The sequence below is a fragment of the Pseudomonas sp. NBRC 111132 genome, assembly GCF_001320565.1.
In the GTDB taxonomy this organism is placed as follows: Bacteria; Pseudomonadota; Gammaproteobacteria; order Pseudomonadales; family Pseudomonadaceae; genus Aquipseudomonas; species Aquipseudomonas putida_P.
Genome location: NZ_BCBI01000078.1, coordinates 1 through 23161 on the forward strand (window position 1 = coordinate 1; position 23161 = coordinate 23161).

24 protein-coding genes and 6 tRNA genes are annotated in these 23161 nt (G+C 62.6%); 13 read left to right on the plus strand and 17 right to left on the minus strand.

All coding sequences use genetic code 11. The annotated features are described in order from the left end of the window. The 10 genes from APH35_RS25505 to APH35_RS25550 all read right to left on the minus strand — a co-directional run. Window positions 1-1270, minus strand: a 1270-nt coding sequence (locus APH35_RS25505) for an amidase (protein ID WP_060515725.1), incomplete at its 3' end; no start/stop codon positions are given. Between the two features lies 1 nt (window position 1271). Then, window positions 1272-2549, minus strand: coding sequence for a Zn-dependent hydrolase (locus APH35_RS25510; protein WP_060515726.1), 1278 nt, complete (start codon window positions 2547-2549; stop codon window positions 1272-1274). Window positions 2550-2562: 13 nt separating this feature from the next. After that, a complete protein-coding gene (locus APH35_RS25515; protein WP_012051120.1) occupies window positions 2563-3258 on the minus strand; it encodes an ABC transporter ATP-binding protein in 696 nt (231 codons plus the stop codon). Beyond that, window positions 3258-4010 carry an ABC transporter ATP-binding protein gene (locus APH35_RS25520; RefSeq protein ID WP_041166365.1) on the minus strand — a complete coding sequence of 251 codons (753 nt, stop codon included), beginning with the start codon at window positions 4008-4010 and terminating at the stop codon, window positions 3258-3260. The genes APH35_RS25515 and APH35_RS25520 overlap by 1 nt, the downstream gene beginning before the upstream one ends. Next, entirely contained in the window at window positions 4010-5029 is a 1020-nt protein-coding gene (locus APH35_RS25525; protein ID WP_060515727.1) for a branched-chain amino acid ABC transporter permease, read from the minus strand. Before APH35_RS25525 ends, APH35_RS25520 begins: the two co-directional genes overlap by 1 nt. Before the next feature lies 1 nt (window position 5030). Further along, window positions 5031-5891, minus strand: a complete 861-nt coding sequence (locus APH35_RS25530) for a branched-chain amino acid ABC transporter permease (protein WP_012270382.1) — start codon at window positions 5889-5891, stop codon at window positions 5031-5033. A gap of 65 nt (window positions 5892-5956) precedes the next feature. Further along, window positions 5957-7159, minus strand: coding sequence for an ABC transporter substrate-binding protein (locus APH35_RS25535; protein WP_012270383.1), 1203 nt, complete (start codon window positions 7157-7159; stop codon window positions 5957-5959). Window positions 7160-7249: 90 nt separating this feature from the next. Then, window positions 7250-8014, minus strand: coding sequence for a FadR/GntR family transcriptional regulator (locus APH35_RS25540; protein ID WP_060494323.1), 765 nt, complete (start codon window positions 8012-8014; stop codon window positions 7250-7252). Between the two features lie 184 nt (window positions 8015-8198). Next, window positions 8199-8429 carry a PP0621 family protein gene (locus tag APH35_RS25545; RefSeq protein ID WP_012270385.1) on the minus strand — a complete coding sequence of 77 codons (231 nt, stop codon included), beginning with the start codon at window positions 8427-8429 and terminating at the stop codon, window positions 8199-8201. Window positions 8430-8523: 94 nt separating this feature from the next. Next, window positions 8524-9543, minus strand: a complete 1020-nt coding sequence (locus APH35_RS25550) for an outer membrane protein assembly factor BamD (RefSeq protein ID WP_012270386.1) — start codon at window positions 9541-9543, stop codon at window positions 8524-8526. A gap of 147 nt (window positions 9544-9690) precedes the next feature. Between APH35_RS25550 and rluD the strand changes: the two genes are divergently transcribed. The 8 genes from rluD (at window position 9691) to APH35_RS25590 (ending at window position 14939) form a co-directional block, all read left to right on the plus strand. Beyond that, window positions 9691-10653, plus strand: a complete 963-nt coding sequence (rluD, locus tag APH35_RS25555; protein ID WP_041166635.1) for a 23S rRNA pseudouridine(1911/1915/1917) synthase RluD — start codon at window positions 9691-9693, stop codon at window positions 10651-10653. Further along, window positions 10650-11390: a peptidoglycan editing factor PgeF gene (pgeF, locus tag APH35_RS25560; RefSeq protein WP_060515728.1), complete on the plus strand. Its 741-nt coding sequence runs from the start codon at window positions 10650-10652 to the stop codon at window positions 11388-11390. The genes rluD and pgeF overlap by 4 nt, the downstream gene beginning before the upstream one ends. 139 nt (window positions 11391-11529) lie before the next feature. Further along, complete coding sequence (gene clpB, locus APH35_RS25565) at window positions 11530-14094, plus strand: ATP-dependent chaperone ClpB (RefSeq protein WP_012270389.1); 2565 nt, start codon at window positions 11530-11532, stop codon at window positions 14092-14094. Between the two features lie 402 nt (window positions 14095-14496). Next, window positions 14497-14572 (plus strand) — tRNA-Asn (locus APH35_RS25570). Between the two features lie 4 nt (window positions 14573-14576). Beyond that, window positions 14577-14653: transfer RNA gene (locus APH35_RS25575), tRNA-Pro, on the plus strand. Between the two features lie 6 nt (window positions 14654-14659). Further along, window positions 14660-14735 (plus strand) — tRNA-Lys (locus APH35_RS25580). 46 nt (window positions 14736-14781) lie between these two features. Continuing rightward, a tRNA-Pro gene (locus APH35_RS25585) sits at window positions 14782-14858 on the plus strand. A 5-nt stretch (window positions 14859-14863) separates the two neighbouring features. Continuing rightward, window positions 14864-14939, plus strand: a tRNA-Lys gene (locus APH35_RS25590). Window positions 14940-15050: 111 nt separating this feature from the next. On the opposite strand, the gene APH35_RS25595 is transcribed toward APH35_RS25590, so the two are convergent. From APH35_RS25595 to APH35_RS25605, 3 genes are all read right to left on the minus strand, one after another. After that, window positions 15051-16346, minus strand: coding sequence for an NAD(P)/FAD-dependent oxidoreductase (locus APH35_RS25595; RefSeq protein WP_012270390.1), 1296 nt, complete (start codon window positions 16344-16346; stop codon window positions 15051-15053). Window positions 16347-16430: 84 nt separating this feature from the next. After that, window positions 16431-16604, minus strand: a complete 174-nt coding sequence (locus APH35_RS25600; RefSeq protein WP_008091951.1) for a DUF3094 domain-containing protein — start codon at window positions 16602-16604, stop codon at window positions 16431-16433. Window positions 16605-16736: 132 nt separating this feature from the next. Then, window positions 16737-17366, minus strand: a complete 630-nt coding sequence (locus APH35_RS25605; RefSeq protein WP_003247546.1) for a DUF1780 domain-containing protein — start codon at window positions 17364-17366, stop codon at window positions 16737-16739. A gap of 97 nt (window positions 17367-17463) precedes the next feature. Between APH35_RS25605 and APH35_RS25610 the strand changes: the two genes are divergently transcribed. After that, window positions 17464-18147 (plus strand): energy-coupling factor ABC transporter permease, encoded by a 684-nt coding sequence (locus tag APH35_RS25610; protein ID WP_060515729.1) that lies wholly within the window; start codon window positions 17464-17466, stop codon window positions 18145-18147. A 211-nt stretch (window positions 18148-18358) separates the two neighbouring features. On the opposite strand, the gene yacG is transcribed toward APH35_RS25610, so the two are convergent. Genes yacG through APH35_RS25630 form a run of 4 tightly spaced genes read right to left on the minus strand, consistent with a single transcriptional unit; the run spans window position 18359 to window position 21256 of the window. After that, complete coding sequence (gene yacG, locus APH35_RS25615) at window positions 18359-18559, minus strand: DNA gyrase inhibitor YacG (protein ID WP_012270392.1); 201 nt, start codon at window positions 18557-18559, stop codon at window positions 18359-18361. Then, window positions 18556-19179, minus strand: a complete 624-nt coding sequence (coaE, locus tag APH35_RS25620; protein ID WP_012270393.1) for a dephospho-CoA kinase — start codon at window positions 19177-19179, stop codon at window positions 18556-18558. The genes yacG and coaE overlap by 4 nt, the downstream gene beginning before the upstream one ends. Beyond that, window positions 19179-20045: a prepilin peptidase gene (locus tag APH35_RS25625; protein WP_060515730.1), complete on the minus strand. Its 867-nt coding sequence runs from the start codon at window positions 20043-20045 to the stop codon at window positions 19179-19181. The genes coaE and APH35_RS25625 overlap by 1 nt, the downstream gene beginning before the upstream one ends. A gap of 2 nt (window positions 20046-20047) precedes the next feature. Then, window positions 20048-21256 carry a type II secretion system F family protein gene (locus tag APH35_RS25630; RefSeq protein WP_060515731.1) on the minus strand — a complete coding sequence of 403 codons (1209 nt, stop codon included), beginning with the start codon at window positions 21254-21256 and terminating at the stop codon, window positions 20048-20050. Between the two features lie 216 nt (window positions 21257-21472). On the opposite strand from APH35_RS25630, the gene APH35_RS25635 reads away from it, so the two are divergent. The 4 genes from APH35_RS25635 to APH35_RS28895 form a co-directional block, all read left to right on the plus strand. Further along, on the plus strand, window positions 21473-21883 hold the full coding sequence (locus APH35_RS25635; RefSeq protein WP_012270395.1) for a pilin: 411 nt from the start codon (window positions 21473-21475) through the stop codon (window positions 21881-21883). Window positions 21884-21954: 71 nt separating this feature from the next. Further along, a tRNA-Thr gene (locus APH35_RS25640) sits at window positions 21955-22029 on the plus strand. Window positions 22030-22463: 434 nt separating this feature from the next. Then, a complete protein-coding gene (locus APH35_RS25645) occupies window positions 22464-22970 on the plus strand; it encodes a sigma-70 family RNA polymerase sigma factor (RefSeq protein ID WP_012270405.1) in 507 nt (168 codons plus the stop codon). Then, window positions 22967-23161 (plus strand): FecR/PupR family sigma factor regulator (locus APH35_RS28895; RefSeq protein WP_177335396.1); only part of this gene is annotated, 195 nt, incomplete at its 3' end. The genes APH35_RS25645 and APH35_RS28895, both read left to right, overlap by 4 nt.

Below are 23161 nucleotides of genomic sequence, written 5' to 3' on the forward strand. Positions count from 1 at the left end.
AAGGCACCGAAGCCGCCGGCTGTTGCGTCAGGTTGAAGGGGTAGCTGAACGGCGTCCATTCCATCCACTGCGCCATCCCCGACCCAGGCGGCACGTTGTGCCCAGCCTCGAATGCCACCAGCGGCAGCATGGGGGATAGCAGCACGTCATAGCGCTGGTGGAAGGCATTCATCTTCGCTATCAACGCTGCCCGCGCCTCAAGCGCCTGGGTGTATTCGCGCAGGTTGATCTGCGCCCCTTGCTCGGCAATCCAGCGCAGCCCAGGGTCCAGCAGCGCCCGTTGCTCTTCGCTGAGCGCGCCGGCCAGGCGGGCCGCGCCGGCGAACCACAAGGTGTTGAAGGTTTCCAGCGGGTCGCTGAAGCCAGGGTCCACTTCCTCTACCTGCGCACCCAGCCGCGCCAGGCGTTGCACCGCTTGTGCCACCAGCGCCTGGACCTGCGGGTCGACCTGCACGTAACCGAAATTCGCGCTGTAGGCGATGCGCAGGCCGCTCAGGTCTTGCTGCTGGCCCAGCCACGGTGTCTGCCGTGGCGCACCGGCCAGGCCATCACGGGCATCGGGGCGAGCGACACAATCGAGCATCAGCACCGCGTCGTCCACGGTGCGCGTCATTGGCCCCAAGTGCGACAGCACGGTCATGGCGCTGGCTGGCCACTGCGGCACATAGCCGAAGGTTGGCTTGATGCCGAAGGTGCCGGTAAAGGCGCAGGGAATACGAATCGAGCCACCGGCATCGCTGCCCTGGTGCAGCACACCCAGGTTCAGCGCCGCGGCTGCCGCGGCACCACCCGACGAGCCGCCGGCAGTCAGCCTGGTATCCCAGGGGTTGCGGGTGATGCCGTACAGCGGATTGTCTGTTACCCCTTTCCAGCCGAACTCCGGCGTGGTGGTCTTGCCCACCAGCACCGCCCCGGCCTCACGCATGAACGCGGAGAAGGGCGCATCGATGTCCCATGGCCCGGCGCTCGAGGTGGTGCGCGAGCCTTTGCGGGTGGGCATGCCACGGGTCAGGGTCAGGTCCTTGATCGAAGCGGGTACGCCATCCAGCCGGCCACAGGGCTCGCCACGTTGCCAGCGCTGTTCGCTGGCGCGGGCGGCGGCGCGGGCCCCTTCGCCGTCGACATGGCAGTAGGCGTTGACTGCCGGGTTGTGCAGGTCGATGCGCGCCAGCACATCGTCGACTACCTCGACTGGGGACAGTTGGCGGCGCTGGTACAGCTCGAGCAGTTCGGCGGCAGTGAACTCGCCAATCGCGGTTTTCTGGGTCATCTCAACGGGCTCCCGGGTTGGCGGCCTGGAACATGGCGCGCAACAGTACGTCACAGCCGTCGGCCAGGTCCTGCGGTGCGGCATTTTCGATTTCGTTGTGGCTGATGCCGCCCTCGCACGGCACGAAGATCATCCCGGCCGGGCCCAGCTCGGCGAGGAAGATGGCATCGTGGCCGGCGCCGCTGACGATATCCATGTGGCTCAAGCCCAGCTCGCGCGCGCCCTGGCGCACGGCGTCCACGCACTGCTCGGCGAAATACAGCGGCGGGAAGTCGGCGGTCGGGGTCAGCGTGTAGCTCAGCCCGTGCTTGGCCGTGCTGCTTTCGATGGCGGCCTGTACTTCGCTGACCATGGCAGCGAGGTGCTTGGGGTCGAGGTGGCGCAGGTCGATGGTCATCTGCACCTGGCCTGGGATGACGTTGCGCGAGCCTGGGTGCAGGGTCAGGCAGCCCACTGTGCCGCAGGCATGTGGCTGGTGGGCGTGGGCCGTGCGGTTGACCGCAGCCACCACGTCGGCGGCGCCGACCAGGGCGTCCTTGCGCAGGTGCATGGGGGTGGGCCCGGCATGTGCCTCGACGCCGGTCAGCACCAGGTCGAACCACTTTTGTCCCAGACAGCCCTGAACCACGCCAATGGTGGTGCGCTGGTCTTCCAGCACCGGGCCCTGTTCGATATGCGCTTCGAAGTAGGCGCCGACGGCATGCCCGGTCGGCACGCGTGGGCCGGCGTAACCGATGCGCTGCAGCTCCGCGCCAACCGACACGCCCTGATCGTCGACCTTGTCCAGGGTCTCCTGCAGGCCGAACTTCCCGGCGAACACGCCCGAGCCCATCATGCAGGGCGGGAAGCGCGAGCCTTCTTCGTTGGTCCACACCACCACTTCCAGTGGGGCTTCGGTGGTCAGCTTCAAGTCGTTGAGCGTGCGCATCACCTCAAGGCCTGCCATGACGCCGTAGCAGCCATCGAACTTGCCGCCGGTGGGTTGGGTATCGATATGGCTACCGGTCATAACCGGCGGCAGGGAAGGATTGCGGCCGGGGCGACGGGCAAAGATGTTGCCGATGGCGTCGACGCTGACCGTGCAGCCGGCCTCTTCGCACCAGCGTACGAACAGGTCGCGGGCCTGGCGGTCGAGGTCGGTCAGGGCCAGGCGGCACACGCCACCCTTGGCAGTGGCGCCGAGCTGGGCAAGGTCCATCAGCGATTGCCAAAGGCGCTCGCGGCTGACCAGTGAACCTTGGCCAAGCAAGTGCTGCGAAGGATCGGTGCGGGTGTTCATGGGCGTTCTCCTTTCAGGCGCTCAGGGCCAGGTAACGGTTCTTGATGCTTGGGTCCTCGCGGAACTGCGCGGCGCTGCCCTGGTAGGCGACCCGGCCCTGTTCAAGCACGTAATGGCGATCGGCGAGTGCATCGCAGACCATCAGGTTTTGCTCCACCAGCAGGATCGACAGGCCTTCGTCCTTGATCCGCCGCAGGATCTTCACCAGCTCGTCGACGATCACCGGGGCCAGGCCTTCGGTGGGTTCGTCGAGGATCAGCAGCTTGGGGCCGTTGAGCAGGGCGCGGGCGATGGCCAGCATCTGCTGCTCGCCACCGGACAGGGCGAAACCACCATTGCGGCGCCGCTCCTTGAGCCGTGGGAACATGCTGTAGACGTCCTCCAGCTGCCAGCGGCTGGCCTTGCGCACGGCTATCTTCAGGTTCTCTTCCACACTGAGCTGGCGGAAGATGCCACGGTGCTCAGGCACCAGGGCAATACCAAGCCGGGCGATATCGAAGATTTCACGGCCGACCAACTGTTGGCCGTTGAAGCTGATCTGCCCCTGCCGTGGGCGGACGATGCCAAGGATGCTGCGCAGGGTGGTGGTCTTGCCGGCACCATTGCGCCCGAGCAGCGTCACCAGTTCGCCTGCTTCAACCTTGAGCGAGACACCTTCGAGCACATGGCTCTTGTCGTAATAGGAGTGGATCGAATCGACGTTGAGCATCAGGCGGCCTCTCCAAGGTAGGCGGTGCGTACGCGCTCGTCGTTGCGCACCTGTTCAGGGGTACCCTCGACCAGAATCTGGCCGTGGCTCATCACCGTGATGCGCTGGCTGATCGACATGACGATGCTCATGTTGTGCTCGATCAGCAGCACGGTGTGGTCGCGGCCGAGGTCGCTGATCAGGTCGGTCATCACCGGAATGTCGTCGATGCCCATGCCCGAGGTGGGTTCGTCGAGCATCAGCAGGGTGGGCTTGGCGCAGATCGACATGCCCACTTCCAGCACCCGTTGCTGGCCGTGTGACAGCTCGCCGGCCAGGGTTTCGGCGCGGGCGCTCAGCTTCAGGCGTTCCAGCACCTGGTCGGCGGTGTTCCAGTGGCTGCGTTTGTGCTCCACACTGCGCCAGAAATTCAGGGCGCCCAGGCCGTCTCGGCCCTGGGCGGCCAAGCGCAGGTTTTCGCGCACGGACAGGTTTTGGAACAGGCTGGTGAGCTGGAACGAACGCGCCATGCCCAGCGCCACCCGCCCGTGGGACGGCTTGCGGATGATGTCCTGGCCGTTGAACAGGATCTTGCCCGCCGTGGCCTGACGCTCGCCGGTCAAGCAGTGGAACAGGCTGGTCTTGCCAGCACCGTTGGGGCCGATGACGGTGTGGATGGTGCCGGCGCGGACCTTGAGGTCAACGCCTGCGACTGCCTTGAACGGCCCGTAGGCCAGCTCCAGTTGGCGGGTTTCCAGGAGGTAGTCGCTCATCATAGGGTCTCCTTGGTCTTGGCCTGGGGTTTGTCATTGGCACTGCGGGTGGCCAGCAGGCGCTTGCCCAGTTCGGCCAGTCCACCCCACAGGCCGCCCCGCATGAACACCACCACCAGAATCAGGATGACCCCCAGCAGCATCAGCCAGCGTGGCCACAGCTCCGACAGCACGTCACCCAGCAGCACGATGGCGCCGGCCCCCAGCAGCGAGCCGAACAGCGAGCCGGTGCCGCCGACGATAGTCATGATCAGGATGTTCTCGCTCATCATCAGGTCGATGTTCGACAGCGGCGCAAAGTGCAGCAGCATGGCGTACAGCGCGCCGGCGATGCCGGTGATGGCGCCCGACAGCATGAACACCAGGATCTTGAAGTGGCGGGTGTCGTAGCCAATGGCGGCAGCGCGGGTCTCGTTCTCGCGGATAGCCAGCAGGGTGCTGCCGAATGGCGAGCGGATCACCCGCAAGGCAGCGGCGAAAATCAACAGGAACAGCACGGCGACGAACACATAGAAATGCCGAGGGTCAGCCAGGTCGACCAGCACATGGCCGGCGATTTCGATGTTGGGCCGGGGCACATCGAGCAGGCCGTTGTCGCCGCCGGTCCAGCCGCTTAGGGTATAAGCCAGGAAATAGGCCATCTGGCTGAAGGCCAGGGTCAGCATGACGAAGTAGATGCCCGTGCGGCGGATCGCCAATGCACCCACCAGCAGTGCCAGGAAGGCGCCGAACACGGCTGCGCCAAGCAGCGCGGCGAACATGCCCCAGTGCAGGTGAATCATCAGCAGCGCCGCGCCATAGGCGCCCACGCCAAAGAAGATGCCCTGGCCGAACGACAGCAGGCCGGTGTAGCCGAGCAGCAGGTTGCAGGCCAGGGCGGCCAGGGCAAAGATCAGGATTTCGGTGGCCAGGGTGGCCGAAGGCAGCAGCAACGGCAGCGCCACCAGGCTGGCAACCACCAGCAACAGCAGTGCCGGGGTGCGGCCCTTGGCGACTGGCAATGGGTTTTTCTCGCTCATGTCAGGCTCTCCCGAACAGGCCATAGGGACGGACCAGGATCACTGCGGCCATGGCGCCGTAGATCATCAGGCTGGCGCCTTGCGGCCAGAGGCTGGTCATCATGCTTTGCACCACACCCACCAGCAGGCCGCCAACCAGCGCACCGCCGAACGAGCCCATGCCGCCGATCACCACCACCACGAAGGCAATGCCGAGGATTTCGGGGCCGACGAAGGGCTGGGCACCGCGTAACGGTGCGAACAGCACACCGGCCACGCCAGCCAGGCCCACGCCCAGGGCGAAGGTCAGGGAGAACAGGCGAAAGATATTGGTGCCCAGCAGCGATACGGTTTCGGTGCTTTCGCTACCCGCGCGCACCAGTGCGCCGAAGCGGGTGCGCTCCAGCAGCAACCACAAGCCAACGCCGATCAGCGCGGCGAAGCCGATCAGGAACAGGCGGTAGTAGGGGTAGATGAAGTCACCGAGGATCAGCACGCCGCGCAGCTCCGGCGGTACGGCAATGTTCTTGCCCACCGGGCCCCAGATCAGCACCGAGGCTTCCTGGATGATCAGTGCGATGCCGAGGGTGACGAGGATCTGGAAGGTGTGCGGCAGGTGGTAGATGCGCTTGATCAACAGGCGCTCGACCGCCCACGCCAGTGCGGCCACTACCAGCGGCGCAATCAGCAGCGCCAGCCAGAAGTTGCCGGTTATCGCTACGGCGGTGTAGCACAGGTAGGCGCCCAGCAAGAAGAACGCACCGTGGGCGAAGTTGACGAAGTTGAGCAGGCCGAAAATGATCGTCAGGCCCACGGCGATGAGGAAGTAGATCATCCCCAGGCCCAGGCCGTTGAGCAGTTGGAACAGGTACAAATCGAGCATGAGCGTGCCCTCGACAGCGCGCGAGGCGGCTGCCTGTACAAGTGTTTGTGACTAACGCCGCGGCTTCAGGCCAGGGCGCAACCGGTGTGGTCGACCTCGACGAACGAGCGGCCCGAACTGATGACTTCGGCCAGGTCGTCCTCGTCGCGCATCTGCCCCTGGGGCTTGCCGCGCAGCAGGTAGTAATCCTTGAGCACCTGATGGTCACCCGGGCGGATCAGTTCTTCGCCGGTCGGGCCTTGGAAGCGCATGCCCTGCAATGCCGCAGACACGGCGGCACCGTCCAGGCTGCCAGCCTTGACGATGGCCTCGAGCATGACCTTGGTGCCGATGTAGTCAGCGGCCAGTGGGTAGTTGGGGTTGATGCCGTAAGCCTTGCGGGTGGCGGCGACCAACTGCTTGTTCAGCGGGGTATCGACCTGGTGCCAGTACTGCGCGCCCAGGTACACGCCCTCGAGCACGTCGCTGCCCAGCTCCTGGAACTGGTCGAGGCCGGCAGACCACACCATCAGCACTTTCATGCGGTCCTTGATGCCGAAGTTGACCGCCTGGCGCAGGGCGTTGGAGGCCTGGCTGCCGAAGTTGAGCAACACCAGCACGTCGGGTTTGGCGGCGATGGCGTTGGTCAGGTAGCCAGAGAATTCCTGCTCCTGCAGCGAGTGGTAGCTGTTACCGATGTGTTCCACCCCAAGCTCGGCGAACACCTTGCGGGCGTTGTCCAGCAACGCGTCACCGAACACGTATTGCGGGGTGATGGTGTACCAGCGCTTGGCCTGTGGTAGTTGGCGGATCATCGGCACCAAGGTTTCGCGAATGGCGCCGTAGGTGGGCACCGACCAGCGGAAGGTCGAGGCGTTGCAGTCTTTGCCGGTGATTTCGTCGGCGCCCACAGGCGTCATGAACACGCCGCCGGCTTTGTGGATTTCCTTCGACACCGCCAGTGCCGAGGAGGACAGGGTGCAGCCCTGGAAGAAGCGTGCGCCATCCTGGCCGATGGCTTCCTGTACCTTGCGCACCGCCTTGCCGGCGTTGCCTTCGGTGTCGATGACTTTGTACTTGAGCGGGTGGCCGAGCAGCTGGGGGTACTCGGCAATGGCCAGGCGCGAGCCCATGTCGGCGTACTTGCCGTAGCTGGCGAAGGCGCCCGACATGGACTTGAGCCCATAGAAGGTCAACGGTTGGTCGGCGAATGCCCGGTGCGCCCCCAAGGGGAGGCTACCTAAGGCACCCAGGGCAAGGCCTGCCTTGAGCAGGGTACGTCTTTGCATGAGTAACTCCTTGGTTGTGGTTATTAGGCAGGAGTGGCAATGACAAAGCGGGTACGGCCGGGCCTGTGTGCAGGCCTCTTTCCAGGCGCATCAGTGGTTGTGGTTGAACTCCAGCAGGAAGTTACGGGCAACCTCGCCTTCCAGCGCGGTCATGTGGTGCTCGGCGTCGCACATGTGTTCGTGCATCAGCCGGCGTACAGCGGGTTCGTCGCTGGCGCGCAGGGCGGTCAGCAGTTGCTTGTGGTAGTCGATGTTGGCGGCGGCGAACTGTTGGCGCTTGGGCAGGTAGGCCTTTTTCAGCACTACCAGGTCGCGCAACAGGTCGTTGAGGAACACCGCCATGAAACGCAGCAACGGGTTGGGGCAGCGGTCGGCCAGCAAGGTGTGGAACTCCAGCTCGGCCAGGCGCTGCTCGCGCTGGCCTTCTTCGCTGTCTTCCGGCGCGCTGCAGAAATCGATGTTGGCCTGCAGCACGGCATAGTCCGCTTCGCTCAGCTTGCCCATCACCGAGACCGCCAGCTCCACCTCGATGACTTTGCGCAGCTGGTACACCTGCTCGCCGTCCAGGTGTTGAAAGTGCAGGTAGTTGCGCAACGCACGGCTGGCCGGTTCGGTGCCCACTTCGTTCAGGTAGGCGCCGCCGGTCGGCCCGGTACGGGTGCTCACCAGGCCTTCGACCTCCAACGCCTTGAGCGCTTCGCGGGCGGTGCCCTTGGAACACTCGAAATGCTCCATCAGCTCACGTTCGGTGGGCAGGCGATCGCCTGGGTGCAGCGCTTCGGTGACGATCGAGCGCTTGACCGATTCGACGATCACATCGGACAGCTTCTGGCGCTTGCGTTTGGGTTTGAGCATTTCGCTATTTTTCATATTTATGCGGATAAATAGGATTTAGCGAATTTTACTGGGGTGGGTCAATGCTGGCGGCGGGGGAGGGGTCGTAAATGGTGTGAAAGGGTCGGGGAGGGATAAGTATCGGCAGGAGTATGCGTAGCGAGTGTAGGAGCGACGCAAGGTCGCTCCACAGCGGGCTTTGTGTTCAGTTCTGGCGGCCAGGGCCTTGCTGCAAGTGTGCCTGGCTGCAATACCAATCGTTGCCTTGCTGCAGTGCCCGGTCGTTGGGCAGGTGCACACCGCAATGGGCGCAGCGCACCATCTTCAGCGGCGCATCCAGCTTCGCCTCGGGGTGCGACTGTTGGCTGACTTTGAACTTGCGCCACAGCCAGAACGCGGCGGCGATCAGGGCAATCCAGAAAAGTAGGCGAACCATGGTGTCCAGCTTGTCGATTGAAGAAGCCGACAGTCTAGGACGCGGCCAATAAAAAAGGGAGGCCCAAGGCTTCCCTTTCATTTACCGCTGCGGGTCAGTCGAACAGACCAAAGGTCATGTAGCTGAACCAGGAGCGGTCTTTCTCGGCCTCTTTCGGGCCTTCCGGCACGATCGGGTCGCCGTTTTCGTCTTTAGGCAGCAGCTCTTGCGGCATCTCGTCACGCGCGTCCTGGAACTGCTTGACCACGTCCTGGTTGGCGCGGGTTTCGCCCGGCGGCAGCGGGGCGTCGGTCTCGATCAGGCCCAGGGTGGCCTTGGACAGCCAGCCACGGCCGTCAGACTCGGTCTGCTTGGGTTGGAACTCGCCATCGACCAGGCTCGGGTGGTCCGGGTAGTTGAGCTTGAGGGTTTCCAGGCTGCTGGCGGCCAGTTCGTCCAGGTGCATTTTCTGGTACGACTCGACCATCACTGCAAGGCCGTCACCGACCGATGGGGTTTCCTGGAAGTTCTCGACCACGTAGCGGCCCCGGTTGGCGGCAGCTACGTAAGCCTGGCGGCTCAGGTAGTAATCGGCCACGTGGATTTCGTACGAGGCCAGCAGGTTGCGCAGGTAGATCATGCGCTGCTTGGCGTCTGGCGCGTAGCGGCTGTTGGGGAAGCGACTGGTCAGCTGGGCGAACTCGTTGTACGAGTCGCGGGCGGCGCCCGGGTCACGCTTGGTCATGTCCAGTGGCAGGAAGCGCGCCAGCAGGCCACGGTCCTGGTCGAACGAGGTCAGGCCCTTGAGGTAGTAGGCGTAATCGACGTTCGGGTGCTGCGGGTGCAGACGGATGAAGCGCTCGGCGGCCGACTTGGCGGCCTCAGGCTCGGAGTTCTTGTAGTTGGCGTAGATCAGCTCGAGCTGCGCCTGGTCGGCATAGCGGCCGAACGGGTAGCGCGATTCCAGGGCCTTGAGCTTGTTCACGGCGCTGGTGTAGCTGGAGTTGTCCAGATCAGCCTGGGCCTGCTGGTACAGCTCGGCCTCGCTGAGGTTCTCGTCAATGACCTCTTTATTAGAGGAACAGGCCGCGGTAAGCCCGAGGATGGCGATCAGCAGCAGGTGTTTCACTTGCATGGCGGCTTGCGTCCCTTTGACGGCCGCTGTCTTGGGCGGTGCCGTCCTGTTATGATGAGCGCCCCGGCCAACCCCGGGACAAAAGAAGCCGTATTTAACCACAAGCTCGCAGCCGAAACCAAAGGCTGTGCGCCCGCCGAATCGAGCATGTCCGAGATCATTCAACTTAGCGCAGAGGTACCGTCCGAACTGGGCGGCCAACGCCTCGACCAGGTCGCCGCCCAATTGTTCGCCGAGTACTCGCGTTCGCGGCTAACTTCGTGGATCAAAGAGGGCCGCCTGACGGTCGATGGTGCAGTCGTGCGCCCTCGAGACCTCGTCTATGGCGGTTCGCTGCTTGCCTTGGAGGCCGAGCAAGAGGCCCAGGGTGAGTGGATCGCAGAAGATATCGAACTGGATATCGTCTACGAAGACGACCATATCATGGTGATCAACAAGCCTGCCGGGCTGGTCGTGCACCCGGCCGCCGGGCATGCCAGCGGTACGCTGCTCAATGCGCTGCTGCACCACGTGCCAGACATCGTCAACGTGCCGCGCGCCGGTATCGTTCACCGCCTGGACAAGGACACCACCGGCTTGATGGTGGTGGCCAAGACCTTGCAGGCGCAGACCAAGCTGGTCGAGCAGATGCAGGCCCGCAAGGTCAGCCGTATCTACGAGTGCATCGTGATTGGTGTGGTGACAGCCGGTGGCAAGATCGACGCGCCCATTGGCCGCCATGGCGGCATGCGCCAGCGCATGGCGGTAACCGACGGCGGCAAGCCGGCGGTCAGCCATTACCGTGTGCTCAAGCGCTTCCGCTCGCACACCCATGTACGAGTGAAGCTGGAAACCGGCCGCACCCACCAGATTCGCGTGCATATGGCCCATGTAGGTTTTCCCCTGGTTGGCGACCAGACGTACGGCGGGCGCTTCCGTATTCCGCCGGCTGCCAGCCCAACCATGGTCGAGGCGGTCAAGACCTTCCCGCGCCAGGCGCTGCATGCGCGTTTCCTCGCCTTGGCCCACCCGATTACCGGTGAAATCATGAAGTGGGAGTCGCCACTGCCGGATGACTTCGTCTGGCTGCTGTCGCTTTTGAACCAGGACCGCGAGAGCTTCATCGGATGAGTGGCCTGGCGCAGCCGCTGCTGATCCCCGACTGGCCGGCCCCGGCCTCGGTTCGCGCCTGTGTCACCACCCGTCAGGGCGGCGTCAGCCTGCCGCCTTATGAAACCTTCAACCTTGGCGACCACGTGGGGGACGACCCTGCCGCCGTCGCCGAGAACCGCCGTCGCCTCAGCGCCCCGTTCGCCATTCAGCCGGCCTGGCTCAAGCAGGTACATGGCCTGGTGGTGGCGGCTGCCGACCCAGCCGTGGTGGCCGAGGCCGACGCCAGCTGGACCGACCAGCCTGGCATTGCCTGCACCGTGATGACTGCCGATTGCCTGCCTGCGCTGTTCTGTGACCGCGCGGGCACCCGTGTGGCCGCGGCACATGCAGGCTGGCGTGGGCTGGCTGGCGGTGTGCTGGAAGCCACCTTGGACCGCTTGGCACTGCCGGCGGAAGAGGTGCTGGTGTGGTTGGGGCCGGCCATTGGCCCGCAGGCGTTCGAGGTAGGGCTGGAAGTGCGCGATGCCTTCACTGCCGTGCATCCAGAAGCCGCCCGGGCGTTTGTCGAGGGCGAGCGGCCGGGCAAGCTGATGGCCGACATCTATGAGCTGGCGCGTATTCGCCTGGCTGCTCGTGGCGTCACTGCCGTTTATGGCGGTGGCTTTTGCACGGTCAGCGATCAGCGGTTCTTCTCCTATCGCCGTACCCCGCAGGGTGGGCGGTTTGCATCCTTGGTGTGGCTGGAGCCTCGCTAATCCAACAGGTTGACTTCGGTCAACCCCGCTACGCTTGAATCTTCCAGAATCAACCTTATCTATAAGGTCATCTCAGGCAGGTTCTTCATAAACAGGCGCTGTCCATCGCTCCGACCTGCCCTTTAAAGGAAGGTACACCATGCGAATAGACCGTTTGACCAGCAAGCTGCAACTTGCAATATCCGATGCCCAGTCCCTGGCCGTTGGCATGGACCACCCTGCCATCGAGCCCGTGCACCTGGTACAGGCGCTGCTTGAACAGCAGGGCGGCTCCATCAAGCCTCTGCTGATGCAGGTAGGCTTCGACATCAACAGCCTGCGCCAAGGGCTGGTGAAAGAGCTCGACCAACTGCCGAAAATCCAGAACCCCACCGGCGATGTGAACATGTCGCAGGACCTGGCGCGCCTGCTCAACCAGGCCGACCGCCTGGCCCAGCAGAAGGGTGACCAGTTCATTTCCAGCGAACTGGTACTGCTGGCCGCCATGGACGAGAACAGCAAACTCGGCAAACTGCTGCTGAGCCAGGGCGTGACCAAGAAAGCCCTGGAAAACGCCATCAACAACCTGCGCGGCGGCGCGGCAGTGAATGACGCCAACGCCGAGGAGTCGCGCCAGGCCCTGGACAAGTACACCGTCGACCTGACCAAGCGTGCCGAAGAAGGCAAGCTGGACCCGGTGATCGGCCGTGACGATGAAATCCGCCGTACCGTGCAGGTACTGCAACGCCGTACCAAGAACAACCCGGTGCTGATCGGTGAGCCTGGCGTGGGTAAAACCGCCATCGCCGAGGGCCTGGCCCAGCGCATCATCAATGGTGAAGTGCCAGACGGCCTCAAGGGCAAGCGCCTGCTGGCGCTGGACATGGGGGCGCTGATTGCCGGTGCCAAATACCGCGGCGAGTTCGAAGAGCGTCTGAAAGGCCTGCTGAACGAGCTGTCCAAGCAGGAAGGCCAGATCATCCTGTTCATCGACGAACTGCACACCATGGTCGGCGCTGGCAAAGGCGAGGGCGCCATGGACGCCGGCAACATGCTCAAGCCGGCCCTGGCCCGCGGCGAGCTGCACTGCGTCGGTGCCACTACGCTGAACGAGTATCGCCAGTTCATCGAGAAGGACGCCGCCCTGGAGCGCCGTTTCCAGAAGGTGCTGGTAGAGGAGCCGAGCGAGGAAGACACCATCGCCATCCTGCGTGGCCTGAAAGAGCGCTATGAAGTGCACCACAAGGTGGCCATCACCGACGGTGCAATTATCGCTGCGGCCAAGCTCAGCCATCGCTACATCACTGACCGCCAGCTGCCGGACAAGGCCATTGACCTGATCGACGAAGCGGCCAGCCGTATCCGTATGGAGATCGACTCCAAGCCGGAAGTGCTCGACCGCCTTGATCGCCGCCTGATCCAGTTGAAGGTGGAGTCGCAGGCGCTGAAGAAAGAAGAAGACGAAGCGGCAAAAAAACGCCTGGAGAAGCTGACCGAGGAAATCGAGCGGCTGGAGCGTGAGTATTCCGACCTGGAGGAAATCTGGGCCTCGGAAAAAGCCGAAGTGCAGGGCTCGGCGCAGATCCAGCAAAAGATCGAGCAGGCTCGCCAGGAGCTGGAAACCGCCCGTCGCAAAGGCGACCTGAGCCGCATGGCCGAACTGCAGTACGGGGTGATCCCGGACTTGGAGCGCAGCCTGCAGATGGTCGACCAGCACGGCAAGACCGAGAACCAGTTGCTGCGCAACAAGGTGACCGAGGAAGAAATTGCCGAAGTGGTGTCGAAGTGGACCGGTATTCCCGTGGCCAAGATGCTCGAAGGCGAGCGTGAGAAGCTGCTGAAGATGGAAGCGTTGCTGCACCAGCGCGTGATCGGTCAGGGCGAGGCGGTAACCGCCGTGGCCAACGCCGTGCGCCGCTCGCGTGCCGGGCTGTCCGACCCGAACCGGCCAAGTGGTTCGTTCCTGTTCCTCGGCCCTACCGGCGTGGGCAAGACCGAACTGTGCAAGGCGCTGGCCGAGTTCCTGTTCGACACCGAAGAGGCGATGGTGCGCATCGACATGTCCGAGTTCATGGAGAAGCACTCCGTGGCTCGCCTGATTGGTGCACCGCCAGGCTATGTAGGTTATGAAGAGGGCGGCTACCTGACCGAGGCTGTACGGCGCAAGCCATACTCGGTGGTGCTGCTGGACGAGGTGGAGAAGGCCCACCCGGATGTGTTCAACGTACTGCTGCAGGTGCTGGAAGACGGCCGCCTGACTGACAGTCATGGGCGCACCGTGGACTTCCGCAACACCGTGATCGTGATGACTTCCAACCTGGGCTCGGCGCAGATTCAGGAGCTGGTGGGTGACCGCGAGGCGCAACGTGCGGCGGTGATGGATGCGGTGGGTGCGCACTTCCGTCCGGAGTTCATCAACCGCATCGACGAAGTGGTGGTGTTCGAGCCACTGGGCCGTGAGCAGATCGCCGGCATTACCGAGATTCAGCTGGGCCGCCTGCGCAGCCGTCTGCTGGAGCGCGAACTGTCGCTGAGCTTGAGCCCGGACGCGTTGGACAAGCTGATTGCCGTGGGTTACGACCCTGTATACGGCGCACGGCCGCTGAAGCGGGCAATCCAGCGCTGGATCGAAAACCCATTGGCGCAGCTGATCCTGGCAGGCAAGTTTGTGCCGGGTGCGGCGATTACCGCCAAGGTGGAAGGCGACGAAATCGTCTTTGGCTAATTTGCATCCTCATGAGCCCCGCACCTGCGGGGCTTTTTTTTGCTTCTTTACAGGCGCTGTGGATACCGAGAGGGGCGGGTTTGCCAGCGAAGAAGCCGGCACAGCCCAGTAAAACCGGGGCTTTCCGGCCGCTTTGGATAACTTGCTGAAATTTTTGAAATTTTTGCTTGCATCATATTTAGAGTGCCCCTAATATACGCCGCGTTGTCAGGCACTAAGCGAATCACCAGCAACAACGGTGACCGCAAAACAACTTACAAATCAGTAAGTTGAATGAAAAAAAGTGGTTGACAAGCAAAACGAAGAATGTAGAATAGCCGGCCTCAGCAGCGACAACGCGAAAGCGAAGCAGCTAAAGAGTCCGAAGCGAACACAGTCTTCGGAGTTGTACCGAAGTTCAGTTCCGCGATAGCTCAGTCGGTAGAGCAAATGACTGTTAATCATTGGGTCCCTGGTTCGAGTCCAGGTCGCGGAGCCAATCTCGGGGTGTAGCGCAGTCCGGTAGCGCGCCTGCTTTGGGAGCAGGATGTCAGGAGTTCGAATCCCCTCACCCCGACCATTTTCCGGGTCGTTAGCTCAGTTGGTAGAGCAGTTGGCTTTTAACCAATTGGTCGTAGGTTCGAATCCTACACGACCCACCATGTAAAGAAGGGCATCTCAAAGAGATGCCCTTTTTTTTGAAAGACCCGGGGTGTAGCGCAGTCCGGTAGCGCGCCTGCTTTGGGAGCAGGATGTCAGGAGTTCGAATCCCCTCACCCCGACCATTTTTGGGTCGTTAGCTCAGTTGGTAGAGCAGTTGGCTTTTAACCAATTGGTCGTAGGTTCGAATCCTACACGACCCACCATGAACAAAGGGCATCTCGCAAGAGATGCCCTTTTTCTTTGCCTGTCAGAATGTTGGGCCTGCCTTGCAGGCCTTGCGCCGCGAGAGGGGCGCTTAGCGCCCCCGGCAACTGTCAGTGCAGCTTCAAGCGCGGTTCTGTACCCCGGCCAATCTTGCTACCCAGCATCATCAACGCCGTGCGGAAGAACCCGTACAACGCCATCTGGTGCATGCGGTACAGCGACACGTAGAACATCCGCGCCAGCCAGCCTTCCAGCTTCACACTGCCCATCAGGTTACCCATCAGGTTGCCCACCGCCGAGAAGCGCGACAGCGACACCAGCGAGCCGTAGTCCTTGTACTCGTAGGTCGGCAGCGCCTTGTTCTCCAGCCGCGCCTTCAGGCTTTGCGCCAGCATCGAAGCCTGTTGGTGCGCAGCCTGGGCCCGTGGCGGTACGTTGCGGTCGCTGCCGGGTTGCGGGCAGGCGGCGCAGTCACCGAAGGCGAAGATGTTGTCATCGCGGGTAGTTTGCAGGGTAGGGCGTACAACCAGCTGGTTGATGCGATTGGTTTCCAGGCCATCGATGTCCTTGAGGAAGCCTGGCGCACGGATACCCGCCGCCCACACTTTGAGGCTGGCCTGGATCACTTCGCCGTCCTTGGTTTTCAGGCCGTCCTCGGTCACTTCACTGACCGCGGCGTTGGTCATCACCTTCACCCCGAGTTTCTCCAGGGTCTTGTGCACCGGCACGCTGATGCGCTCCGGCAGCGCCGGCAGTACGCGCGGGCCGGCCTCGATCAGGGTGATGTGCATGTCTTTGGGCTGGATGCGGTCAAGGCCATAGGCCGCCAGCTCGTGGGCGGCATGGTGCAGCTCGGCCGCCAGTTCCACACCGGTGGCGCCGGCGCCCACAATGGCTACGCTGATTTTTTCGCTGGCCACGTCGCCGGCGTGGGCGCGCAGGTAGTGGTTGAGCAGTTGCTGGTGGAAGCGCTCGGCCTGCTTGCGGGTATCCAGGAACAGGCAATGTTGCGCTGCGCCCAGGGTGCCGAAGTCGTTGGTGTTGGAACCCACGGCGATGACCAGGGTGTCGTAGCCCAGGGTGCGCGCAGGCAACAGCTCGCGGCCCTCTTCATCGAGGGTGGCGGCCAGTTGAATCTGTTTGCCTTCACGGTCCAGGCCGCTCATGCGCCCTAACTGGAAATTGAAGTGGTTCCACTTGGCCTGGGCCACGTAGTTCAGTTCGTCTTCCGAGGAGTTCAGCGAGCCAGCGGCCACTTCGTGCAGCAATGGCTTCCAGATGTGCGTGAGGTTGGCGTCGACCAGGGTGATGTCGGCCTGCTTGCGCTTGCCCAGGCTTTTACCCAGGCGGGTCGCCAGTTCCAGGCCGCCGGCGCCGCCGCCGACAATCACGATGCGATGAGTCATGGGAATATCTCATAAGGTTTACGGAATTCGTGCCCCTGAGGGGCGGCCGCAAACTGCACGAGGGAAGGGCGAGCGCGAAGCAGCTCATAGCACCAGTCCACTCAGCAGGCGGCTGATGAGACCCAACCCGATGGTCACGGCCAGCACCAGCACAAGGAGCAGCCACGGCCGGAAGGGCCTGCGCTCGACTTGGTGCTGGGGGGCTCGCAGATACTCATCGACACGACGCTGATCTTCCGGGTTCAGGCGGCTGGTCATGGTGGGCCTCGTCAGGTAGACGTTTGTGACTGCGCAAACGCTACAGCGTTCGCGCAAGCGCTTGAAACAAATGATAATGCTTTCTATCCCTGGCGCCGAGTGTACGCCATCGCAAACATTCGCTGCACTGGATCAAAGACTGATGCCTACGTCGAAGACGATGCTGCGGCCCAGGTTGCCGCGCAGGAAGTCTGGCGCGTCAGGGTGGGCGAACAGCACCCGGGCAAAGGTTGGCCCGACCAGCGACAGTGAGCGCCAGCCCTGGCGCAGGTACTCGGTGGGCGGCGGGAAGTGGGTGTTGAGGTCGAGCACTTCGCGCTTGAGGCTGGAGAACGCGATGATGTCCAGCTCGTTCAGCTCCAGCCCGCGTTCCCGGTAATTGTGCGCCTTCTTGCGCAAGGTCGGCGCCAGGCGCCCCAGCAATTCGGTGGCACTGATGCGCCGTGGGCGTGCTTCACGCCGCACCAGCTGCGCCAAGGAAAACGCACTGCGCCTGCGCTGCAGCTCTTCGCGCCATTCATCGTTCAGTCGGCGGCCCTCGTCGAGCACGAAAAATACCTCGAAGGCCGCGTCGCGGAACAACACGTCCGGCGGCTCCTGGCCGGCTGGGGTGAAGTCCTCGCTGCGATAGGGAATGTTCAACCCCTGCAACAGGCGCTGGCACACCCAACGCTCCCGCTCCCACTTGCGGGCGTTGGAGAGAAAGGCATTGGCTTGTTCGGCCTGGATGGTAAGCAGGCGCAGGTAGTCTGAGTCATCCATGCAGACAAGCTTAGCCGTTAAACCATGACGATAAGATGCTGAATTTGAATGGGTGTAGACTGGGATTGTCCATAGCATCGATAGGGGTATTTGTCAGGTGATCAGCGCGCAGGTGTTGTCCGGCACCACCCTTACCCTTGGTTGGCTGGGTTATGTGCCATTGCTGATCTGGGCGGTAAGCCGGGTTCGCTGGGTTGAGCTGTTCACCGACCGGCGCCGTCAGCATTTGCTGTTTGGCACAGTCTTTTGCCTGTTCGCACTGTGGCTGGTGAGGCGCGATTTCGATACCGGGGTGTCTTACCACTTCATTGGCATGACGGCGGTCACCCTGTTGCTGGACTGGCCGCTGGCGGTGCTGGGCGGGGTCATGGCCCAGCTTGGTTTGCTCGTGTTGGGGCGTCAGGACCTGGCAGCGTTGGGGGTGAATGGCTTGTTGCTGGTGGGCTTGCCGGTGCTGATTACCGAAGTGTGCGCGGTCTTGGTCGAACGTGCCCAGCCGCGCAACCTGTTCGTTTATATCTTCTGTTCGGGGTTCTTCCCGGCCGCGCTGACCGTGCTGGTTTGTGTGCTTGCGGCGCTGGGGGTGTTGTGGCTGGATGGGCGCTTTGCCCTGCCGGAGTGGCTCAGCGACTTTGTCGGCTACCTGTGGCTGATGATGTTCCCCGAAGCGTTCATCAACGGCATGGTCATCAGTGCGCTAGTGGTGTTCTGCCCGGAATGGCTGGAAACCTTCAACCGCACACGGTACCTGCAGGCGCCCTGGAAGGAAGATGAGCGGTGATCATGCGGTCTAGAAAATAGTGGGGGACCCTGTAGGAGCGGCCTTGTGTCGCGATGGGCTGCAAAGCAGCCCCCGTTTTTGGCGTTAGAGCAACAATTGCTGGGGCTGCTTTGCAGCCCATCGCGACACAAGGCCGCTCCTACAGGTACCGCGCCAGTCTCAAGGATTTGGTCTGGGGCAAGAGGCCCGGCACAACCGCCTTGCAATCAGCTCAGTGCCGCGGCTCCAGGTCCCCCGAATACAGCTCATCTTCGGACTCTTCCGACCCCGCAATCTTGTGCTCCTCGGCCGCCCAGGCCCCCAGGTCGATCAGTTTGCAGCGGTCCGAGCAAAACGGCCGGAACGCGCTTTTTTCGGTCCATTCCACAGGTGCGCCACAGGTCGGGCAATCGACGGTCAACGGCTGGCTCATGGCTGGCCTCCTTTCAAAGTCAGGTAAAAGTGGTGCAGGCGGTCAATCTGCTCATGCAGTGCGGCCAGGTCGCCGTCGTTGACCAGCACATCATCGGCATGGCGCAGGCGTTCCTCGCGGGCCAGTTGGGCCTGCAGAATCGCTTGCACCTGCTCGGCACTGGTGTTGTCGCGCGCCAGAGTACGGGCTATTTGCAGTTCTTGCGGTGCATCGATCACCAGTACACGCTGGGTTTTGTGGTACTGGCCCGACTCGATCAGCAGCGGCGACACGTAGATTGCATAAGGCGACTGCGCCTTTGCCAGGTAGCTGAAAATCTCCTGCCCGATCAGCGGGTGCAGCAGTTGCTCCAGCCATTTGCGCTGCGCCGGATCGGCGAAGATCAGTTGGCGCAGAGCGGCGCGGTCGAGTTGGCCGTCCGCCTGCAGCACACCCGGGCCGAAGCGCTCGACGATGCTGGCCAAGGCCGGGCGGCCAGGTTCGACCACCCAGCGCGCTGCCTGGTCGGCATCGACCAGGTGCACGCCAAGCTCGACGAAGCGTTCGGCAGCGGCGCTCTTGCCGCTACCAATGCCGCCGGTCAGGCCGAGAATCCAGGGGGTAAAGGCTGCAGTGGCCATCAGTATCCAAGCAGTTGCATGTAAGAGGCGTACATTTCATCACCCCAGAGCACAGCAATCCACCCCGCAATCGCCAGATAAGGGCCAAACGGTATCGCTGTCCCCATCGCATGCCGGCGCAAACGCAGCAAGCACAGGCCAACCAGCGCCCCCACCACCGACGACAGCAGCAGCGTCAACGGCAGCACCTGCCAGCCACCCCAGGCCCCGATCAGCGCCATCAGCTTGAAATCGCCATAGCCCATGCCTTCCTTGCCGGTGATCAGCTTGAACAGCCAGTACACGGTCCACAAGCTGAGGTATCCGGCCACCGCGCCCCACAGCGCGTCGGTCAGTGGGGCATAGATGCCAAAGGCATTGACGATAAGCCCCAGCCACAGCATCGGCAGCACCAGCGCATCCGGCAGCAACTGGTGGTCCGCATCGATCAGGCTCAGGGCCAGCAGGCACCAGGTGAGCGGTAATGCCAGCAAGGCTTCGACCGAAGCGCCAAAGCGCCAGGCCACCACCAGCGAAAGCAGCGCGCTGGCCACTTCCACCAGCGGGTAGCGCGGGCTGATGCGGGTTTTGCAGGATGAACACCGCCCGCGCAAGGCCAGATAGCTGATCACCGGGATGTTCTCCCACGCGCGAATCGGATGCGCGCAATGTCGGCAGCGGGAGGCCGGTAGGCACAGGTCGAACCGTTCGTGTTGCGCAATCGGCTGCCCCAACATCTCCTGTGCTTCACGCTGCCATTGCCGCTCCAGCATGATCGGCAGGCGATACACCAGCACGTTGAGAAAGCTGCCCACCAGCAGGCCGAGCAGCGTGGCCAGGGTGAGGAAGTACGCCGGCTGTTCAGCCAGCAAAGTCCATGAAGTCATGTTCAGATCAAGCTACCCAACTGGAAGATCGGCAAGTACATCGCCACCACCAGGCCCCCCACCAGCAGGCCCAGGATCAGCACGATGGCGGGCTCCAGCAGGCTGGTCAACTGGTCCAGCGCCTGGCTGACCTGTTCCTCGTAATGGCTGGCGGCTTTTTCCAGCATCTGGTCCAGCGTGCCGCTGGATTCACCGATGGCCGTCAGTTGCACCAGCAAAGGCGGAAACAGCGGTTCACTGGCCATCGCCTGGTTCAGCCCCTGCCCATTGGCCATGCCCTGGCGCAACCGCAGCACCGCTTGCTCGTGCAGCTCGCCCCCAGTCACTCCAGCCACCGTTACAAGCGCATCCAGCAACGCCACGCCGGCGCCGTAGGATGTTGCCAGGCTACGCGCAAACCGCGCTAGCGCCGCCTGCCCCAGCAATTTGCCAAACACCGGCAAGCCCAGCACCCGCCGAGATATCCACAGGCGCGCAGGCGTGTGCTGCCGGTAAAGCTGGCGCACGGCAAAACCCAGCACCACGCCCATCACCAGCAGTAGCGGGGCAAACCGACTCAGCCCTGTGGACAAGTCGATCACCCACTGGGTAAATGCCGGCAACGTCGTACCCATGCCCGAGAACATGCTCTCGAACTTCGGAATCACCTCCAGCAACAAAATCGCTGACACCCCCAGCCCGGTCAGCAACAGCAGCAGCGGGTAGATCATTGCCTTGCGCACCTTCTTGTGCAGCACCCGTCGCTGCTCCAGCATGCCCGCCAGCTGCTTGAGCTGCCGGTCAAGCGTGCCGGAATGCTCACCCACCCGCACCAGGTTGCAGTACAACGCATCGAACCATGCCGGGTGACGCTGCAACGCATCCGCCAGCCCCAGGCCCGAGGCCACATCCTGTTTCAATCTATCCAGCAACGCAGCCTGCGCCGCATCGCAACCACTGCGCCCCATCACCTCGAACGCCTGCAGCAGCGGCACCCCGGCCCTGAGCAATGTCGCCAACTGCCGGCTGAACCCTGCCGGGTCAGCCTTTTCGCGCCGCTTCGGCAAACGGAACGTCAGCCCGCTGGCCGGCCACAAACTGGCCACCGTGATGCCCTGGCGGATCAGCGCAGCGCGCACATAAGCCGGGCTGCGGCCAGGTGTCTGGCCGCTGACCGGCGTGCCGCTGGCGTCGGTGCCGTGCCAGCTGTAAAGGAGTGAAGATGAAGTCATGCGAAGGTCCTTTTTCTGCTCCAGCGACAAGGCTGGAAACAGCTTGCCGCGTCCATGCAAAGGCATGCGTCCGTGATGCTCACTAGAGTAGTTCAGCGAAGATCACGCCCAAGCGGGCAGGGGTGACAAAAGGTGTCTGTTCAGGCCTACTGCGCCGCTGCCGGTTGGGGCGCCACGGACCTCAACGTGTTAGCGAATCAAAAAGGAAATACGTTCATGAAAGGGCAACGCGGTATCACCCTGATCGAACTGATGATCGTCGTCGCGATCATCGGCATTCTGGCGACCATCGCCTTACCGATGTACACCAACCACCAGGCCCGCTCCAAGGCTGCGGCCGGGTTGCTGGAGATCAGCGCGCTGAAGACGGCGATGGATCTACGCTTGAATGACGGGAAAGATGTGACGGGCGTAACCGAGCTGGGTGGCCAGCCGGCGACGGCGCATTGTGCGATCGCAGCCGATGGCAAGGCGGCGGATGGCAGCGGCAGCATTGCTTGCACGCTGGTGGATGCGCCGGCCAATGTGGTGGGCAAGTCACTGACTTTGAAGCGTTCGGCAACTGGATGGGCGTGCACCACCGACATCGAGGAAGGCCTGGCGCCCAAGGGCTGCAAGGGGGCTTGAGGGTAGGGTAATAAACTAGCGGAAACAGGGGTTTGCGTTGCGGGTGTGAGCAGTGGTACGTTGCGCTACACGCCGGTGTAGCTCAGTCGGTAGAGCAGCGCACTCGTAACGCGAAGGTCGCAGGTTCGATTCCTGTCTCCGCACCAGTTCAGGTTCCAGCGAAGGCTACCAAAATCTCTGGAACCCCCGTAAAACCCGCCTTTTGGCGGGTTTTTTCGTTATAGCGTTCCGTCGGATTCCGACAGCTGCCAGCCGATTTAAGGGGGTAATGGTCGGGATAAAGTCGATTCGAGAAAGGGGTTTGCCCTTTTGGCTCGTACTACTGCTTTCTTGACTGACACCGGCTGCTCGGCCAAACCTGGTTTTGGCATCACGATGAAATGCTGGAGTGCGAACACAACCCGCGATTGAGCTTTCGTAACAAGGCCGGTTACCGCAGCCTGGTGGTCCATTCCCGTTGGATAGGGGTATTGGGGCTGCTACGCAGCCCTTCACACACTGCGCCCTTTTGCATCCTTGTCGGCACCCAATTAGTCAAATATGATACCGCTTCTCATTTGCATCAATTCTGTGACCGCCAATGGCATCCGTCGATACCGCTCAGTTCACTGCTCTGTACGAACAGCAACACCGCTGGTTGCGTAGCTGGCTGTATCGGCAATTGAGCTGCTCACACCGCGCTGCTGATTTGATGCAGGACACCTTCATGCGTCTGTTGGTCAGTGACCAGGCATTTGAAGTCCGCCAGCCTCGGCCTTTCTTGGCCAAGGTGGCACGCAGTGTCCTGTCCAACCACTATCGCCGCGCACGTTTGGAAAAAGCCTACCTGGATGCGCTCCAGACGGAAGACGAAAGCGTGCTGCCGGATCTGGCGACCCAACTGATTGTTTTCGAGACGCTGGTTCGGCTCGACGAAGCGCTCTGCGAACTGGATGTCGCCGTCAAAAAGGCTTTTCTCTGGTCGCAACTGGACGGGCTCAGCCACGGAGAAATTGCCGAACGGCTGGGTATTTCGATCGCCACCGTCAAACGCCATATCATCAAGGCGGGTGCGCGATGCATGCTGGTGACGGGATCGCTGCAATGACGATTTCCGGGAACGCCGTTAGCCGAGAACCATCGCTATCGCCAAAAATGTGTGAGGAGGCGATGGAGTGGTGGCTCGATATGCAGGAGGCCAATTTCGATTCATCCGCACAGGCCGCTTTTGTGGCATGGCGCAGTGAACACCCTTTGCATGAACTGGCCTGGGAAAAAGCCTTGGCGCTGGGGGAGCAA